The 18,720-nt window shown below is 60.7% G+C and carries 13 protein-coding genes; 3 read left to right on the top strand and 10 right to left on the bottom strand.

Annotated elements, in window-relative coordinates; genetic code table 11:
- Window positions 1-14 precede the first annotated feature (14 nt).
- On the top strand, window positions 15-1,592 hold the full coding sequence (gene guaA / locus FFS64_RS07165) for a glutamine-hydrolyzing GMP synthase (protein ID WP_137804785.1): 1,578 nt from the start codon (window positions 15-17) through the stop codon (window positions 1,590-1,592).
- An 82-nt stretch (window positions 1,593-1,674) separates the two neighbouring features.
- Here the strand turns inward: guaA and FFS64_RS07160 are convergent, their stop codons facing one another.
- Window positions 1,675-4,767 carry a membrane-targeted effector domain-containing toxin gene (locus FFS64_RS07160; protein ID WP_137804784.1) on the bottom strand — a complete coding sequence of 1,031 codons (3,093 nt, stop codon included), beginning with the start codon at window positions 4,765-4,767 and terminating at the stop codon, window positions 1,675-1,677.
- Between the two features lie 196 nt (window positions 4,768-4,963).
- Between FFS64_RS07160 and FFS64_RS07155 the strand changes: the two genes are divergently transcribed.
- Together FFS64_RS07155 and tadA are read left to right on the top strand one after the other, a co-directional pair.
- Window positions 4,964-6,340 (top strand): multicopper oxidase family protein, encoded by a 1,377-nt coding sequence (locus tag FFS64_RS07155; protein ID WP_137804783.1) that lies wholly within the window; start codon window positions 4,964-4,966, stop codon window positions 6,338-6,340.
- Entirely contained in the window at window positions 6,340-6,837 is a 498-nt protein-coding gene (tadA, locus tag FFS64_RS07150; RefSeq protein ID WP_137804782.1) for a tRNA adenosine(34) deaminase TadA, read from the top strand. Before FFS64_RS07155 ends, tadA begins: the two co-directional genes overlap by 1 nt.
- Before the next feature lie 130 nt (window positions 6,838-6,967).
- Here the strand turns inward: tadA and cmoB are convergent, their stop codons facing one another.
- From cmoB to FFS64_RS07100, 9 genes are all read right to left on the bottom strand, one after another.
- A complete protein-coding gene (gene cmoB, locus FFS64_RS07140; protein ID WP_137804781.1) occupies window positions 6,968-7,924 on the bottom strand; it encodes a tRNA 5-methoxyuridine(34)/uridine 5-oxyacetic acid(34) synthase CmoB in 957 nt (318 codons plus the stop codon).
- Window positions 7,921-8,664 (bottom strand): carboxy-S-adenosyl-L-methionine synthase CmoA, encoded by a 744-nt coding sequence (gene cmoA, locus FFS64_RS07135; protein WP_137804780.1) that lies wholly within the window; start codon window positions 8,662-8,664, stop codon window positions 7,921-7,923. Before cmoA ends, cmoB begins: the two co-directional genes overlap by 4 nt.
- A gap of 150 nt (window positions 8,665-8,814) precedes the next feature.
- A complete protein-coding gene (locus FFS64_RS07130; RefSeq protein WP_137804779.1) occupies window positions 8,815-9,450 on the bottom strand; it encodes a lysoplasmalogenase in 636 nt (211 codons plus the stop codon).
- Window positions 9,451-9,452: 2 nt separating this feature from the next.
- On the bottom strand, window positions 9,453-9,845 hold the full coding sequence (locus tag FFS64_RS07125) for a protease inhibitor I42 family protein (RefSeq protein WP_137804778.1): 393 nt from the start codon (window positions 9,843-9,845) through the stop codon (window positions 9,453-9,455).
- A gap of 214 nt (window positions 9,846-10,059) precedes the next feature.
- Window positions 10,060-12,477 carry an endopeptidase La gene (gene lon / locus FFS64_RS07120; RefSeq protein WP_137804777.1) on the bottom strand — a complete coding sequence of 806 codons (2,418 nt, stop codon included), beginning with the start codon at window positions 12,475-12,477 and terminating at the stop codon, window positions 10,060-10,062.
- 151 nt (window positions 12,478-12,628) lie between these two features.
- A complete protein-coding gene (gene mvaD, locus FFS64_RS07115) occupies window positions 12,629-13,630 on the bottom strand; it encodes a diphosphomevalonate decarboxylase (RefSeq protein ID WP_137804776.1) in 1,002 nt (333 codons plus the stop codon).
- Window positions 13,627-14,685: a mevalonate kinase gene (locus tag FFS64_RS07110; protein ID WP_137804775.1), complete on the bottom strand. Its 1,059-nt coding sequence runs from the start codon at window positions 14,683-14,685 to the stop codon at window positions 13,627-13,629. Before FFS64_RS07110 ends, mvaD begins: the two co-directional genes overlap by 4 nt.
- Before the next feature lie 3 nt (window positions 14,686-14,688).
- Complete coding sequence (locus FFS64_RS07105) at window positions 14,689-15,918, bottom strand: hydroxymethylglutaryl-CoA reductase (protein WP_137804774.1); 1,230 nt, start codon at window positions 15,916-15,918, stop codon at window positions 14,689-14,691.
- A gap of 191 nt (window positions 15,919-16,109) precedes the next feature.
- Entirely contained in the window at window positions 16,110-18,518 is a 2,409-nt protein-coding gene (locus FFS64_RS07100; protein ID WP_137804773.1) for a glucose/quinate/shikimate family membrane-bound PQQ-dependent dehydrogenase, read from the bottom strand.
- Window positions 18,519-18,720: the final 202 nt, after the last annotated feature.

Raw genomic sequence — 18,720 nt, 5'->3', positions numbered from 1 at the left:
GACGAGACTGAATCATGGCCCTCGATATTCACGCTCACCGCATCCTGATCCTCGACTTCGGTTCCCAGTACACCCAGCTGATTGCCCGCCGCGTGCGTGAAATCGGTGTGTACTGCGAACTGCACCCGTTCGACATGGATGACGAAGCGATTCGCGAATTCGCACCGAAGGGGATCATCCTCGCCGGCGGCCCCGAGTCCGTGCACGTGGCTGACAGCCCGCGCGCGCCACAAGCGGTATGGGACCTGGGCGTACCGGTCTTCGGTATCTGCTACGGCATGCAGACCATGGCCGAACAATTGGGCGGCAAGGTTGAAGGGTCCGAACTGCGTGAGTTCGGTTATGCCCGTGTCGATGTGGTCGGCAAGAGCCGTCTGCTCGAAGGCATCGAAGACCACATCGATGCTGACGGTCTGTTCGGCCTTGATGTGTGGATGAGCCACGGTGACAAGGTCACCAAGATGCCGGAAGACTTCCACATCCTGGCCAGCACCCCGAGCTGCCCGATCGCCGGCATGTTCAGCGACGAGCGCGCCTACTACGGCGTGCAGTTCCACCCGGAAGTGACCCACACCAAGCAGGGTGGTCGCATCCTGTCGCGCTTTATCCTCGACATCTGCGGTTGCGAAGCGTTGTGGACCCCGTCGAAAATTGCCGAAGACGCCATCGCCCAGGTCCGTGCCCAGGTCGGCACCGACAACGTGCTGCTCGGCCTGTCCGGCGGTGTCGACTCCTCGGTTGTTGCCGCACTGCTGCACAAAGCCATCGGCGATCAGCTGACGTGTGTGTTCGTCGATAACGGCCTGCTGCGTCTGCACGAAGGCGAGCAAGTGATGGCCATGTTCGCCGAGAACATGGGTGTCAAGGTGATCCGCGCCAACGCCGAGGACCAGTTCCTCAACAACCTGGCCGGCGAAGCCGACCCGGAGAAAAAGCGCAAGATCATCGGCCGTACCTTCATCGACGTGTTCGATGCCGAATCCTGCAAGCTGGACAACATCAAGTACCTGGCCCAAGGCACCATCTACCCGGACGTGATCGAGTCGGCTGGCGCGAAAAGCGGCAAGGCCCACGTGATCAAGTCGCACCACAACGTGGGCGGCCTGCCTGAGGAAATGAACCTCAAGCTGGTTGAACCGCTGCGCGAGCTGTTCAAGGACGAAGTCCGTCGTCTGGGCCTGGAACTGGGCCTGCCGTACGACATGGTCTACCGCCACCCGTTCCCGGGCCCGGGTCTGGGCGTGCGCATCCTCGGTGAAGTGAAGAAGGAATACGCCGACCTGCTGCGTCGCGCCGACCACATCTTCATCGAAGAACTGCGCAAGGCCGACTGGTACCACAAGGTCAGCCAGGCATTCGTGGTGTTCCAGCCGGTGAAATCGGTGGGCGTGGTCGGCGATGGCCGTCGTTACGCCTGGGTCGTGGCCCTGCGTGCCGTGGAAACCATCGACTTCATGACCGCGCGTTGGGCACACCTGCCTTACGAGCTGCTGGAAACCGTCAGCGGCCGCATCATCAATGAAATCGAAGGCATCTCCCGCGTCACCTACGACGTGTCGAGCAAGCCGCCGGCGACCATTGAGTGGGAATGATCCCGCGACACAGGTTGCAGTGAAGCAATAAGAAAACCCTGGCCTCGGCCAGGGTTTTTTTTGCGTGGTTTGTAAGGCCGGATCAGACGGGAAGGCGGCTTTGAAGATTCAGGCCCATCTGAGTCAGCGCGCTGGATAATTCTTGCAGGCTGTCGTAGGGAACCCGATTGACGGGCCCCCACGATGGACGATCGATGTAGTAGCGTCCATCGGCGAAGCTCTGTACTGCTGTTTGCACCAGCTCACCATTCTGACTGCGGTGAAACAAGGTGAAGGCTCCCTGGGAGCGTTCGAACACATACATGCCCGCGCGATAAAGCAGTCTGTGGATTTGCGTCTCGGTGCGGCTGACGGGCGCAGCTTCCATGCGCAGAAGCAGATCGGCGTATTGAGTGTCGACGGTCCCGCGCATTGTATCGCCCTGTATGGAAGGCCCCCTTTCGATCTCAACGCCCGGATCTACGGCAATAGGCTCGCCTTGTCCGGGATTGACTTCCTCGATGCGTAAACTGACGCCGCCTTCCAATTCGCTGATGCCGGCTAACCCCCTGAAGGTATTTGTGTTTTCCACGCCCGTCAGCACGACCCACTTGCCAGTGTCGTTGATGGTTTTATCAAGGAACATGATGTCGGCTGTCAGGTGATTGGTACTGATTTGCTCTTCAATCCGTGTCAATGAAACGGGTTTTCTATAGGTCGCTGCGCAGTCGGTAGCCTGGACACGAATGCCGTTTTGCCGAGCGGTCTTCACCAATTCCAGTTCATTAAACTGCCCTGACGGATCGGTGCCGAGGCGAGTCAGATACTTTTGCAGGTCATCGGACATGACACCGTTCTTGAAGTAGGCGTTCAGGTCGGTCTGGGCAAAGTCGCTGAGCAGTCGGCGCACATAGAGGGTCTTGACGCCTTGTCGTGCCAGGGCAGCCATATTTTCGATCATCAATCGCATGCTGGTAATGCGCCCGGGTGTTTCACTGATGACCAGTCCAGGTGCGGATTCGAATGCCTGTGCGATGAGATCCGGGAAGGTCGTTGATCCGTCGACGGCTGGAATTGCCGGGCGCGGTGGCAGATTGGCCCACGGGAGGTTTTCGTAGAAACGTCTGGCGGAAATCAAAAGCGTCCTGGCCTTTTCGGCGAAGTGCAGGGCATATCGATCGGGAGCGATAAGCCCACCGTTCGGACCGATCTGTACTTGAATGTGAGTCTCGCGTAACCCCATGGCCCACCTTTTCAGTTCAAGCCGACGCGCTGCTTCAACATCGTATGACGTCTTTACAAGGCCGATATCGGTCGAAGTCGAGGGCTGAGGTTCGGTAACCGGCGGGGTGGACGGTGAGCCGGGTTCAACTGCAGGTTGCTCCGGTTCGATCGGCGCCGGTTCGCGCACGTCAAGCTCCAGCTCCACAGTGCATGATTTGCCCACACACTGGCCGCCACCCTTGAGACCCAACCGGGTCATCCGTTCCCAGATGCCTTCGTCATTCAGGCGCACCGGCAATGAGTGAATAAGTTGGTTGGGCTTCGCCGGATCGACGATCGCCCAGAAACCGCCGCCTTGGGAATCCGTGAAGTAACGCACGTAATAAGCCGTGTCGTTCATCAGAATGGCATAGGGCGGGTCGGAATCCAGTCTGTAGATCCCTTGGTATTTCCCTGTTTCCGTTTCCGGTGTCAGCCCGTCCAGTAGTTCATTGGATTGATAGGTTTGCGGGATCTCGGGTAGCTGTCCCGTTTCTGACGTTAGAGGGGGCAGTTCTTCCAAGGGCGGCAGTATCTCACTGGGTTCTTCGACCTCCAGTTCCGGTACTGTGCCCGACTCGGCCAATTCACCCGCCTCGGCGGCCTCCGACGGCGCGCCGATTTCCGCCAGTGCCCCGGTGCCTTTCAAAAACGGCAGGTTGAAGAGCGCATCAATGCCGCTGAGGATTGCCCCGGTAACCCCCGCCTTGCGCTCGGCGGCGGTCTTGGCGTTAACCGCCTGGTCGATGTTCAGTCCCATGTTGGCGAGGCTGGCACCAATCACCGGCAACGCCACCGGCCAGCCTACGGCCGCCATCGGGCCGAACACCTTCAAGCCGGCACTCAGGTAGCCGATCCACAGTTTTTTTCGCAGATCAGCGTTGGAGGTCAAGGACAGATCGGCCTCGGCGAACATCGCTGTGCGGGTCGAGTCCCGCAACCAGCTGAACGCATCCCCGGTCACCGCCTGATTTTTCTGGTTGATCAGGTGATGATCGCAATGGCCCCAGGTGCTGACCAGCCGATTCATCAGGTCGGTGATGTTCTCGGTGATCTGCTGTCGATCAGCTAGCGGGAAATGCTCCAGGAACTGCGTGCGTGGCGCTTTTTCGTTCATCTTTTGCAAGATCCACCAGTGCATGTCGGTGGCGGTTTCCAGCACATGGAACGCTTCGTTATCACCCGGTACGTACAGGATCTGACGGCTTTTGGCGTCAACGATACGCAGGATGTTCGTTGCTACATGGCCGTCCATATCCAGGGTCTGCACCTGCAACCCCTGGCCTGCGGGCGACTCGGATTGCAGCATGGCCAGGCTGACCGGCCAGGTCAGCGGGCCGATGACGGCATTGAGGGCGGTTTGAAAATCCTCGTCGGTCAGATGGCCATTTTCTCGCGCTTCAATGGCTTTGCCGAGAAAGTTGCATTTGGCCAAGGTGCGGAATTCACCGGAGTAGTCATTCCAGAACCCATGGAGTTTGTTGCGGTAAAAGTCACTGAAGTTAATGGTCCAGAAGTCCTTCAAGACGTCGTTGCCATGCAAGCGTACTTCATTGGTTGCATCGAAGTTTCTTTCGTCCGGCCTTGCGGTATAGAAGCCGCCGTACAAGTCCAGAAGATCGGCATTGTCCTGATCGGTCGCGCGAAAGCGGTGAATGACTAGCTGCGTCAGGGTCAGGGATTCATAGGGCGTCTCGTCATAATGCTGCCAACCGGTGAACGACGGCCCCAGATTCTGAGCGGTCTTGAAACGGTGAAAATAGACTTTATCGGGGTCGAGGCCGGCGACTCCGTATTTTTCAAGTAATTGCGCGGCGACCTCATGTGCGCAGTCCTGCAGGCTCGGACAAGCCGTGATCACCTGCGCGGCGATGTTTTTGAGGGCAGCCTTGTCGGCTGCGTTGGGCAGTGGGCGGGTCTGTGTCGGGGTCATTCGCTCTGTTCCTTGAGTGAGGGACGACGAGGATGGCCCGATTGCCCAAGGTCGGTGCGCTACATATGTACCGCACCACTTCGCTCCAGCCTGCGTCCATCCGCCGCGCCGCCCTTACTGTTTCGCAATCGCAGGTGTATCGTATTCGCCTTTTCCAGGCCCCGGCCTGTCGCTGAAACGTGAGGTAGTTGAGTTCATGTCCTTTACCCGTCGCCAAATCCTCGGTGGCCTGGCCGGTCTAGTTGTCGTTGGTATCGGAGCGGGAGGCGCGTCGCGTTACTGGCTGGGCAAGAGGGCCGATGCCGAGGCGGGCCACGACTATGAACTGATTGCCGCGCCGTTGGACGTCGAACTGGTGGCCGGGCACAAGACCCCTGCCTGGGCGTTCGGCCCGTCGGCACCGGGGACCGAGTTGCGGGTGCGCCAGGGTGAATGGTTGCGGGTGCGCTTCATCAACCACCTGCCGGTGGCGACTACCATCCACTGGCACGGCATTCGCCTGCCGCTGGAAATGGACGGCGTGCCTTACGTGTCGCAGTTACCGGTGCTGCCCGGTGAATATTTCGACTACAAGTTCCGTGTGCCGGATGCCGGCAGCTACTGGTATCACCCCCACGTGAGCAGCAGTGAAGAACTCGGCCGTGGGCTGGTGGGGCCATTGATCGTCGAAGAACGCGAGCCGACCGGTTTCCTGTACGAAAAAACCCTGAGCCTGAAGAACTGGCATGTCGATGAGCAGGGGGCTTTCGTCGATTTCAGCATTCCTCGCGAAGCGGCCCGTGGCGGCACGGCGGGACGCCTATCGACCATCAATGGCATCCCGCAACCGGTGATCGAATTGCCTGCCGGGCAAATCACCCGGGTGCGCCTGCTCAATCTCGACAACACACTGACCTACCGCCTCAACATTCCTGGCGTTGAAGCGCAGATCTATGCGCTGGATGGCAATCCCATCGAGCCTCGGCCACTGGGCAAGGAATACTGGCTGGGCCCTGGCATGCGTATCTGCCTGGCGATCAAGGCACCGCCAGCCGGTGAAGAATTGTCCCTGCGCAACGGCCCGGTGCGCCTGGGCACGTTGCGTTCAGTGGCCAATGCCGACACGCCAACCGAGTGGCCACCCGCAATGCCGGCCAATCCGGTGGCCGAGCCGGACCTGGCCAATGCCGAGAAACTCAACTTCAATTTCGAGTGGGTGGGCTCGGTGTCGGTCAACGTCGACAATGGCAGGCCGCCGAGCTTGTGGCAGATCAACGGCCAGGCCTGGGACATCACCGACAAGACCTGCGCCGACCGCCCGATTGCCAAGCTTGAGAAGGGCAAAAGCTACATTTTCGAATTGAAAAACATGACTCAGTATCAACACCCGATTCACTTGCACGGCATGAGCTTCAAGGTCATCGCTTCGAACCGGCACAAGGTCATTCCGTATTTCACCGACACCTATCTGCTGGGCAAGAACGAGCGCGCGCAAGTAGCGCTGGTGGCGGATAACCCCGGTGTGTGGATGTTCCACTGCCATGTGATCGACCATATGGAAACCGGCCTGATGGCCGCGATCGAGGTGGCCTGATGCGTCAGATTCGACCCGCAGCAATCATCGACCGCAGCCGTGACCGCGACTTCATGCGCGAAGCCCTGGCCCTGGCCGCGCAAGGTGCCGCCCTTGGCGAAGTGCCGGTGGGTGCGGTGCTGGTGCAGGACGGCGAAATCATCGGTCGCGGCTTCAATTGCCCAATCAGCGGCAACGATCCCAGCGCCCACGCCGAGATGGTCGCGATCCGCGCCGCCGCCCAGGCCGTGAGCAATTACCGTCTGACGGGCAGCACGCTGTACGTGACGCTGGAACCCTGCAGCATGTGCGCCGGGCTGATCGTGCATTCGCGGATTGCGCGGGTGGTGTATGGCGCGCTGGAACCCAAGGCCGGGATTGTGCAGAGCCAGGGACAGTTTTTTACCCAGGGCTTCTTGAATCACCGGGTGTTGTATGAGGGCGGGGTATTGGCGGAGGAGTGCGGTGCTGTCTTGAGCGAGTTCTTCAAGGCCCGACGGACCAAAACTTCAGAATAAACACCAGTACCTGTGGGAGCGGGCTTGCCCGCGATAGCGGTGGATCAATCAACATCAATGTTTGATTTGCCGACGCCATCGCGGGCAAGCCCGCTCCCGCAGGTTTATCTAGTGTCTGAATGAAAGGTGGTTACTTGCGAGCGACGATGACCGCCCGCATCGGCGCCGGCAGCCCTTCGATGGTCTTGCTGTGATCTTCCGGATCGAGGAAATCACTCAACGACTGATACTTCATCCACTCCGTCCCGCGCTGTTCCTCGACCGTGGTCACGCTCACATCCACGCATTTCACATCGGTGAACCCGGCACGGCGCAGCCACAATTCCAGTGCCGGCACCGAGGGCAGGAACCATACGTTACGCATCTGTGCATAACGATCTTCCGGCACCAGCACCTGATGTTTGTCGCCTTCGACCACCAGGGTTTCGAGTACCAGTTCGCCGCCCTTGACCAGACAATCCTTCAGCGCCAGCAAGTGTTCGATCGGCGAGCGACGGTGGTAGAACACACCCATCGAGAACACCGTGTCGAAGCCTTCGAGATTCGGCGGCAGGTCTTCAAAGGGGAACGGCAAGTGCCAGGCATTCGGCTCGGACAAGTAACGCTGTACCGCCTGGAACTGGCAGAAGAACAGCCAGTTCGGATCGACGCCGATCACGCTGTCCGCGCCGGCGCCGAGCATGCGCCACATGTAGTAGCCGTTGCCGCAGCCGACATCGAGAATGCGTTTGCCTTTCAGATCCAGGTGCGGCGCGACCCGCGACCATTTCCAGTCCGAGCGCCATTCGGTGTCGACGTGCACGCCGAACAGGTCGAACGGCCCCTTGCGCCAGGGCGACAGGCCCATCAGCGCGGTGCGCATTTGTGCGCGGGTCTCATCGTCGCAATCGGTATCCAGCTTCAGGCCGTTGAGCAGGTCGACTTCGCTGGGCTGGATCTTCGGCAAGGCATCCAGCGCGCTTTGCCAGCGCTCCAGGTCGCCGTGACCCTTTTCCATTTTCTTGTCGAGTTGCGCTTGCAGGGTGTTGGCCCATTCGGCCAGCGGTGTGCCGGCCAGACGGCGGGCGAGGGGGGACAGATCAATCATGGCAAGGCAATCAACGAGGCAAAGTTAAGACACTGGAACCACGGCACGACTTTCGAGAACCCGGCGGCCAGCAGGCGTTCGCGGTGTTCTTCGAGGCTGTCGGGCTTCATGACGTTTTCGATGGCGCTGCGCTTCTGGGCGATTTCCAGTTCGCTGTAGCCGTTGGCGCGTTTGAAGGCGATGTGCAGGTCGGTCAGCAGCGCGTGTTCCTGTTCGTCTTCAAAACGCAGTTTTTCCGAGAGAATCAACGCGCCGCCGGGCAACAACGACTGACGGATGCGCGATAGCAACCCGGTGCGCTGATCCGGGGCAATGAACTGCAGGGTGAAGTTCAGCGCCACCACGGAGGCAGGCTGGAATTGCAGGGCGAGGATGTCACCTTCGATCACCTCGACCGGCAGCAACTCCTGGAACATCGAATCCTGGCCGTTGAGGTACTCGCGGCAGCGTTCGACCATGGCTGCGGAGTTATCCACCGCGATCACCCGGCAACCGTCGGTGCGCACATGTCGACGCAGGGCCTGGGTCACCGCGCCCAGGGACGCGCCGAGGTCGTAGAGCACACTGTTGGGCTGGGCGAACTGCGCGGCGAGCACGCCGAGGTTTTCCACTATGGTCGGATAACCTGGCACCGAGCGCTTGATCATGTCCGGGAACACCCGCACCACGTCCTCGTTGAAGGCGAAGTCAGGCACCTGGGCCAAAGGCTGGGCGAAAAGGCGATCGGATTCTTTGCTCACGGCGGTTCCGGCGGTGTCGATGAAAAGGCCGGCATTTTAGCCAAGTTGGCGGGGGGATGCGCGGGTTGTCTGATAAACCGCTTTCGCGAGCAGGCTCGCTCCCACATGGACTGCGCTGTAGCTGTGGGAGCGAGCCTGCTCGCGAAGAGTTCAGCGCGGTTTTGATTCAAAGGCAGAGGCGGTGATGCCCCATTGCCCCAACCAGTAACTGAGGATGATCACATAGGACGCCGCATCGAATGGCATCACAAAACGACTGATGCCAATCACGCTGTCCGAGAACACAAACGCCACGGCACCTGCCGCTGCGAGCAGCGCCGAACGTTTGGGCACGTCGCTGCCGAGGCGGGCCAAAGCGCGCCACAGCATGGCGCTGATGGCCACGCCGTAGACGATCACCGGGATGAGCAACGGCCCCAATCCGTGGGCAATCAGAATCCCCAGCAGAACGGCACCGACTCCCAGGGCGATGATCAGCGGCAACAGCGCCAACCGGCGGCAGTCGCTCAAGTACGCCTTCAAATAGGCGAGGTGGGCGACCAGGAACGCACCCAGGCCAAACACAAACAAATCCCCCGGCCACGCCAGCAACACATCGCCGATCAGGGAGAAGATCAAACCGAGACTGATCCAGCGCCGATAGTCGCTGGGCGGCGCGTCGTGCAGCCAGCCGAGCAAGGCCAGCACCGGCAACGGTTTCACCAACAGACACAGCAGCGAGGCGTGTACGCTCAGGCCGTAGAGAAACGTCACCGCGCCCATCAGCGCCAGAATCAGCCAACCCATGGTCAGTTAACCGAAATCGCGCAGTCGAAGGATTCCACCGGCAGCACTTCCGGTGCCCAGGGCTGTTGCGAGGTCAGGCGCAAGCGTGCGGTGCCGGGTGCAAAGGCTTGAAAGCGCCAGGTCGAGACGCCGGCAGCGCCGACAACACCGGCATCTTCCGGATTTCGATAAACCTCAGGCCCCAATGCGCGTAATACACCCCCCGCCGAATCCTGAATGGCCCAGCGGTAGCCCGTACTCGGGTTGCTCGGCAGGGTCAGGATCAGGTTTTGCCCGCTGGTGAGCTTCACCGGGCATTCGCTTTGTTTTTCCACGGTCACGTTGTGCTTCGGTTGCGTGGCGCAGGCGGCCAGCAGCACGAGGGCGATAGGGACAAACAGGCGGGTGGGGGACATAGGGTCTGTGGCTCCGGCGTTCACGACGAACGGCGAGCATAACCGAGATGAGACAAAATGTGACAGCTATCAGGATTGCGTTAAAAGGGCTGACGCTTTCGCGGGCAAGCCCGCTCCCACAGGGATCGATGTTGCACACAAATTTTGTGGTCGACTCAATTCCTGTGGGAGCTGGCTTGCCCGCGATGGCGGCAGTGCAGGCACTACAAACCTGTCAAAACAACACCTTCGCCACATCCGCAAACCGCTTGGCGAAATGCACGGTTATGCCTTCCTTCAAGTAATCCGGCAGTTCTTCAAAGTTACCGCGATTCGCCTCCGGCAAGATCAGTTCGAAAATCTTCTGCCGCCGCGCCGCGATGACCTTTTCGCGCACGCCGCCGATCGGCAGTACATGTCCGGTCAAGGTCAGTTCGCCGGTCATGGCCACGCCTTTTTTCGGTAGCTGGTTGCGGGCGAGCGAGAGCAGGGCGCTGGCCATGGTCACGCCGGCGCTTGGGCCGTCTTTTGGTGTCGCGCCTTCCGGTACGTGCAAGTGCACGAAGGCTTCGTCGAAGAACTTTGGATCGCCGCCGAACGACTTCAGATTGGAGCTGACGTAGCTGTAGGCGATTTCCGCAGACTCTTTCATCACATCACCCAATTGCCCGGTGAGTTTGAAGCCTCGGTTGAGGGTATGAATCCGCGTCGCTTCGATCGGCAAGGTCGCGCCACCCATGCTGGTCCAGGCCAGCCCGGTGATGACGCCAGTGCCCGACAGGACCTGTTCGTTGCGAAATACCGGATGGCCGAGGGAGGCTTCCAGGTCTTTCGGACCGAGTTTGATCACCGCGTTCGGCTCATCGATCAGTTTCATCACGGCTTTGCGCACCAGTTTGCCCAGCTGTTTTTCCAGCTGCCGCACGCCGGCCTCACGGGCGTAACCGTCGATCAAGGCCTTCAACGCGTTGTCGCTGATGCTCAGGCTGCCCTTGGACACACCGGCCTTTTCCAGCAGCTTGGGCCACAGGTGACGCTTGGCGATAGCGACTTTTTCTTCGGTGATGTAACCCGACAGCCGAATCACTTCCATGCGGTCAAGCAGTGGGCCGGGAATGGAGTCCAGGGTGTTGGCGGTGCAGACGAACAGCACTTTCGACAGGTCCATGCGCAGATCGAGGTAGTGGTCGAGGAATTCGACGTTCTGCTCCGGGTCCAGGGTTTCCAGCAGCGCCGAGGCCGGGTCGCCCTGGTAGCTCTGACCCATCTTGTCGATTTCGTCGAGCATGATCACCGGGTTCATTACTTCGACGTCTTTCAACGCTTGAACGAGTTTGCCCGGCTGCGCGCCGATGTAGGTGCGGCGGTGGCCCTTGATCTCGGCTTCGTCGCGCATGCCGCCGAGGCTGAAGCGGTAGAACGGCCGGCCCAGGGATTCGGCGATGGATTTGCCGACGCTGGTCTTGCCCACGCCCGGCGGGCCGACCAGCAACACGATGGAACCGCTGATCTCGCCTTTATAGGCACCGACCGCGAGGAATTCGAGGATGCGATCCTTGATGTCGTCGAGGCCTGCGTGGTGTTTATCCAGCACCTTGCGCGCGTGTTTGAGGTCGAGTTTGTCCTCGCCGTACACGCCCCACGGCACCGAGGTTGCCCAGTCGAGGTAGTTGCGGGTCACCGCATACTCCGGCGAGCCGGTCTCGAGGATTGACAGCTTGTTCATCTCTTCCTCGATGCGCTTCTGCGCCTGAGACGACAATACCTTGCCGGCCAGCCGCTGCTCAAATTGTTCCAGATCGGCACTGCGGTCGTCCTTGGTCAGCCCCAGCTCCTGCTGGATGACCTTGAGTTGTTCCTTGAGGAAAAACTCGCGCTGGTGCTCGCCGATCTTGCGGTTCACTTCGGCGGAGATTTCCTTCTGCAGGCGCGCGACTTCGACTTCCTTGCGCAGCATCGGCAGGACTTTTTCCATGCGCTTGAGCATCGGCACGCAGTCGAGTATTTCCTGCAGTTCGCTGCCGGTGGCCGAGGTCAGCGCGGCGGCGAAGTCGGTCAGCGGCGACGGATCGTTGGGGCTGAAGCGGTTGAGGTAATTCTTCAGCTCTTCGCTGTACAGCGGGTTGAGCGGCAGCAGTTCCTTGATCGCATTGATCAGTGCCATGCCATAAGCCTTGACCTCATCGGTCGGCTCGGTGGGCTGGTGCGGGTATTCGACTTCCACCAGATACGGCGGGCGATGGTGCTTGAGCCAGGTCTTGAGCCGGACGCGGGTCAGGCCCTGGGCGACGAATTGCAGTTTGCCGTTTTCACGGCTGGCGTGGTGCACCTTGACCAGGGTGCCGTACAGCGGCAGGGCCGAGGTGTCGAAGTGGCGCGGATTGTCCTGGGGCGTGTCCATATAGAACAGAGCCAGGGAGTGGTGCTCGGATTTGCTGACCAGGTCGAGGGTTTCCGCCCAGGGTTCTTCATTGACGATGACCGGAAGCACCTGGGCCGGGAAGAACGGTCGATTGTGGATCGGGATGATGTAGACCTTGTCCGGCAGGTTCTGGCCGGGCAGGGCCAGGCCTTTGCCGGTGGAGTGATGCGGGGCGTTTTCCGGATCGGCGTACTCGCTGGAGTCTTCGGGGAATTCTTGCTGGTCGCTCATGGGGGCACCTGCGCAATGGGTATGGGTCTTAGATGGGGCAGGTTGGCGGTGGTTTCAATGATGCTTGGGGGGTTACTGAATCATTCGGGGGTATGTTCAGTAGATAGACAGGTTAGCTGGGTACTTTGGTTGGGGCAGTCCCGGTGGTCACTTAAAACAGATGATGTTCCAGCCGCCGGGGCCCGTCGCCCGCCTGATCGAAAATCCATCGAACGACGCCGGGGAGCGATCGCAATGCGGCAAAAACCTGCGACCGGTGCTGTGCGGTGCAGATCACATGCACATTGGGGCCTGCATCCATCGTGGTACACACCTGCAGCCCTTCGCCGCGCAGTTGACGAACCCGCTCAAGCAGCGCCAGCGTTGTCGGTTGCCAATAGAAAACCGGCGGTTGGGAGGTCATGGCGATCATGTGCATTTCAACGGCTTCGCACTCCACGGCGTTGGCCAATGCAGTGAAGTCACGGTTGAGGATGGCTTGGCGCACGGTGTTCAGGCGGTCTGGCAACAGATCAAGACGGGTTCGGTAAAAAGGGCTGCTGGCGGCCAAATGGTGACCCTGGCGGGAGCTGACTTTCTTGTGCCTGGCGTCGACCACGGCAATCAGGTCACACAGCGGCCAGTGCTGCGCCGGGGCGAATGGTTGTGCCGGCCCTGCCAGCTGGCGGGCATCGCCGGGCCACTGGACAAATCCGCCGAACGCCGACCGTGTCGCCGAGCCTGAGCCGGACAAGCGTGCCAGTTCACTGATGCGAGCGGCGTCGCAGTCCTGATCGCATTGCAAGGCAAAGGCCATGGCCAGGGCACTGAAGCCTGACGCCGACGAAGCGATGCCGGCGCCGGTGGGGAAGCTGTTGCTGGTAGCGATCCGCAGGGGTTGCCAGTGATCGAAGTGCTGGCGCAATTGCCCGAGGTGATACTCGATACCGAAGCGCAACGAGGCGTTGGCGGGCACCAGCGTACCCTCGCGGGTCCTCCACAGGATCTCATCGGGTGTGCCGCTGTGCAGCGGCGCCAGCGTGCAAAGGCTGACGCACTGACTCAGGGTCATGGACAGCGAAATGTTGTTGGGGAGCGTCAGTTGTTCATCGCGCATGCCCCAATACTTGATCAATGCAATATTACTGGGGGATGAGACGGTGATTCGGTTCATTGCTCAGTGATCTCCAGGCCGCTCACCCCCAGTGCTGCATCAATCCTGCGGTAGCGCGCCAGTTCCGGCAGCGCCGGGGCACCCACCACCAGCAGCGCACCGGCGCTCTCCCCGCAAAGCGCGCCGGCGCCACAGATCTTTGCCGCGCCGCCGGCCCTTTCGATGGCGCGAATCACCTCGGCGACGGCGGCTGGCACGACACCGAGCTTTTCCAGATCGGCCTCATAGTCGCGCAACACGGCCTTGAGTGCTTCAGGCATCGGACGCGTTTGCTGCAACAGTGAGCAAAAGCGTTCAGTGTTGCGACACATGCTGGCCAGCAGTGGATTGCCCTTGCCTGCCAGCCTGTGTCGGGTGGCGGCGATCACTTGCCCGGTACTCTCGCGGGCGGCGCCGGTGTGATAGATCTGCAATCCGCGCAGTACGCTCAGGCTTTCGACGGACCGTGGAGTCAGGCTGAAACCACCTTCCCCGTCTGATCGCCGCTCGACCACCGAGCCATGCAGGCTGGTGTTGTGGTCGATGCCGGAAGGCTGGCCGTGGACAAAGCGCTCAATGGTCTGCGCCAGGAATTGCACTGGGTTGTCCATCGCTGGCAGCCTGAAGAGCCGCAGCAGTGCCGCTACCAGCGTAACCGCCAAAGCGCCGGAGCTGCCGAACCCGGCATCGGCAGGAATCTGTGATCGAACCCGCAGGGAAAAGCCGCGCCAGTCCTGCGGTGCCAACCTGAGCAGGATTTCTCCAATGGAGCATTTGACCAGGTGATCAGGGTCAAGGCCTTTGACCTGAGCAAAGGTCCGGGATGTCGGATCGCTCATATAGTGTTTCCACGCCTGGCGCACTTGCAGGGTGTAATCGGCCAGTTGCAGAGGGTCGTAAATCCGCTGGATCGACAGGTCGGGTAATTTCACTTCGATCTGTCCGTCGCGACGCGGATGTACCCTGACATTACAATACAGCCCCACGGCGCTGGCGATCACCGGGCAGCCATGCAGTGCGGCGTGCTCACCCATCAGAATGATTTTGCCCGGGGCGCTGGCTTGAATGGCAATCATCCTTCAACGTCCCAGTTTCACATGGGCATCGACCAGATGATGAGACGCCTGCGCGGCCATGATCGACAGCTCACCCGCCAGTACCAGGGCACCGAGTATTTCCGCCAGGCGCTGTACATCCGCCCCGGGCTTTTGCTCGCCGGGCACAATGCCCATCAACGCCAGGGCTTCCGATTGCGTGCCAAGGCCGGTACCGCCGCCGACGGTGCCCAACGGTGTGTCGGGCAACAGGATCGAGGCGTAGACGGCGCCATGCTCGCGGGGTTCGATACAGGTGATACCGATGGCGCTTTCGGCGACCTGGGCTACATCTTGGCCGGTAGCCATGAAAAACGCGGCAAGTATGTTGGCGTGGTGGGCATTGCAACCGATCGCGCCGGCCATGGCCGAGCCCAGCAGGTTTTTTCGGTATTGAAGCTCACACAGTGCAGGTGCGTCGGTTTTCAGAATGTCGCGCAGGATATCGGCGCTCAGGTGTGCTTCGGCATAAATGCGCTTGCCGCGACCGTTGAGGAAATTGACGGCTGCCGGCTTTTTATCGATGCAGTAGTTGCCGGAAACACTGATGCATCGCACGCCCGTCGCAGGGCTGATCAGTTGAGTGACCGCACGATCGCAGGCGATGCTCGCCATGTTCATGCCCATGGCATCGGCGCTGTGAAATCGAAAACGCAGGTAGATTGAACTGCCAACCACGGCGGGCTCGATGGCTTGCAAGCGCAGATGAGCGCTGTCCTGGTCGCACAGTTGTTTGATGTCTTGGTAGTGGCTGCCGATCCAGGCCAGGAATTCCTGGGTTTGCACGATGCCGCTGGAGCAGAACACCGGTGCCCGGGTGATGCCGATATCTTCGACGCGAACCACCGCACCGCCCGCAGCAAGCAGTGCGCTGCAACCGCGGGAGACACTGGCGATCAATGCGCCTTCCGTGGTGGCCAACGGTGCGAATACCTGTTCACTGGCGGTGAGCGCTTGACCATTGATCAGCACTGGCCCGACCACACCCACCGGAACCTGAATGGCACCGATGAAGTTCTCGCATTTGGCCGATTTCGCATCGAAGGTGTAACTGCCGATCGCGTGCAGCGACATTCCGCTGATACGTTGCAAAGCCTCGCGACGAATGTAGGCCGCTTCGTCGCGGGAAAAAGCCTTGGGCAACTGGTGCAGCTTGATTTCACCTTCGGCCAGTGCCTCGATCCAGCCAGTGGTATTTCGGGTAGGGGATGTCATTTGCGCCTCGGTTATACAGCCACGATTTTGCGTACGTGCAGCTGAGGATGCGCAGAAATGAAACAGGCAACTACTGTCAGAGTTGACAGTTCTTTAGATCGATTGGCGATTGAGCCTTTATCGATGAAGGCATTCAAAAAAAGGCGACACCCCTCACGGAGCGTCGCCCTTTGTTCTACCGCCGCTAAATATTACTCGGATAGTTTGTACGCAATCACATAGTCACCCTGTTTGGTGCCCAGCGAACCGTGACCGCCAGCCACGACCAGCACGTACTGCTTGCCGTCCTTGCCGGTGTAGGTCATTGGTGTGGTTTGTGCGCCGGCCGGCAGGCGGCCTTCCCACAGTTGCTTGCCGTTTTTCACGTCGTAGGCACGCAGGTACTGGTCGAGGGTGCCGCTGAGGAAGCCGACGCCACCGGCGGTGGTGAAGGTGCCGCCCAGGCTTGGCACGCCCATGCTCAGGGGGATCGGAACCGGCGAGCTGTCGCGCACGGTGCCGTTCTTGTGCATCCAGATTTTTTCCTGGGTGGTCAGGTCGATGGCGGCCACGTAGCCCCAGGCCGGCGCCTGGCACGGCAGGCCCATTGGCGACAGCAGTGCTTCGAGGATCACGCCGTACGGCGCGCCTTTGTTCGGCTGCACTCCTTCGGTTTCGCTTTTGCGCGGGCCTTGGGCGGCGATGTCGGCGGCCGGGATCATCTTCGACTTGAACGCCATGTAGCTCGGGTTCACGAAGGCGATCTGGCGCACCGGATCGACCGAGATACCGCCCCAGTCGAACACACCGAAGTTGCCCGGGTACACGATCGAACCCTGCAGCGACGGCGGGGTGAACGGACCGTCGTAGCGCATGGATTTGAAGTCGATCCGGCAGATCAACTGGTCGAACGGGGTCACGCCCCACATGTCGCGTTCCTGCAACGGTGGCGGCATCAGGTTGAGATCGGATTTCGGCTGGGTCGGCGACGTGTGGTCGCCTTCCACCGCGCCTTGCGGCACCGGCACTTCGTTGATCGGCACGATGGCCTGGCCGGTGCTGCGGTCCAGTACGTAGATGCTGCCTTGCTTGGTGGAGGCCAGTACCGCCGGCTTCACGCCATCGACGGTTTTCAGGTCCATCAGGGTTGGCTGGCCACCGACGTCCATGTCCCACAGGTCATGGTGAGTGAACTGGAAGTGCCAGCGCACTTTACCGGTGGCGATGTCCAGGGCGGTCAGGCCGGCGGCGTGCAGTTCCGATTCAGGGGTGCGCGCGCCACCGAACTGGTCCGGGGTCTGGTTGCCCATCGGTAGGTAGAGCATGCCGAGTTTTTCATCGACCGCGAACATGGACCACATGTTCGGAGAATTGCGGGTGTAGACCTTGCCTTCGGCAATCGGCGTGGTGTCGTCCGGGTTGCCGCTGTCCCAGTTCCATACCAGTTTACCGGTGTGCACGTCGAAGGCGCGGATCACACCGCTCGGTTCGTCGGTGGAGACGTTATCGGTAACGTGCCCGCCAATCACCACCAGGTCCTTGGTGACCGCTGGTGGCGAGGTGGAGTAGTAGCCGCCGGCGGTGAAGCCGCCGATGTTGGCGCGCAGGTCGACCTGGCCCTTGTCGCCGAAGTCTTCGCACATCTTGCCGGTGTCGGCGTTGAGGGCAATCAGACGGGTGTCGGCGGTCGGCAGGAAGATGCGGCGCGGGCAGATGCTGGCCACCGGTGCGCTGGCGCTGCCGGTCGGGCTCTGTTCGGAGGCATACACCGCGTCATCGTGATAGGTCACGCCACGGCAGGTCATGTGCGCCCAACCCTTGAAGTTCGCCGCGTTCTGCGTGGAGAGCTTCGGATCGAAACGCCAGATTTCCTTGCCGGTGTCCGGGTCCAGCGCAATCACCTGGCTGTGCGGCGTGCACACGTAGAGCATGCCGTTGACTTTCAGCGGGGTGTTTTCGGAGGTGGTTTCGCCCGGGTCGTTCGGCCCTGGCAGATCACCCGTGCGGTAGGTCCAGGCCGGCACCAGTTTGTGCACGTTCTGCGGGGTGATCTGTGCCAATGGCGAGTAACGATCGCCGTGAGCACTGCGGCCGTAGGAGTTCCAGTCGCCGTCCGGCATGGCCGGTGCGGTGTTGGTCATGCCCGGGACGCTGTCGCGGTCCAGTTGTCCCTTGATTTCACCGGGGTTGGTGAACTGGCTGGCCAGCGCTGTGGCGCCGGCGATGACCACGGCCACGCTCAGCGCGCCTGTGCCCATCGGTGCTGCGCCTGCGCGCAACAGCGGACGACGGAACCATGGCAGCAACATGACGATGCCGAGGGCAAACAACATGGCCAGACGCGGCACCAGTTGCCACCAGTCGAGGCCGACTTCCCACAGTGCCCAGACGGTGCTGGCGAACAGCACCAGTGCGTACAGGCCCAGCGCAGCGCGGCGGGCGGCGATCAGCAAGAGGCCGGTCAGCGTCAGGCCAATACCGGCCAGCAGGTAATACAGCGAGCCGCCGAGCAGGCTCAGCTTGATACCGCCGGCCAGCATGGCCAGGCCCATTAGCAGAAGCAGGACACCGAGCAAGCTCGGCAGCAGACGGCTTCGACTCAAAGCACCCTCAGTGCTCATAGTGTGGTTCTCCGTGATGTTTTGGTGAGTCCCGCGCAGGTTCACTGTAGATAATGATCCTGTGTGGGCATGGTTCAGGTAAAACTGTTGGGGCGCCGCATCCCTCTGTGTAGGAGCGAGCTCTGCTCGCGAAAAACCTGAGAACACTGTGGGGTATCAGGTTTCCAGCGTCATCGTTGACGACCATCGCGAGCGAGCTCGC

This window comes from Pseudomonas sp. G(2018) (assembly GCF_005502415.1).
Classification (GTDB): Bacteria; Pseudomonadota; Gammaproteobacteria; order Pseudomonadales; family Pseudomonadaceae; genus Aquipseudomonas.
This window is presented reverse-complemented; position numbering and strand designations above follow the sequence as displayed.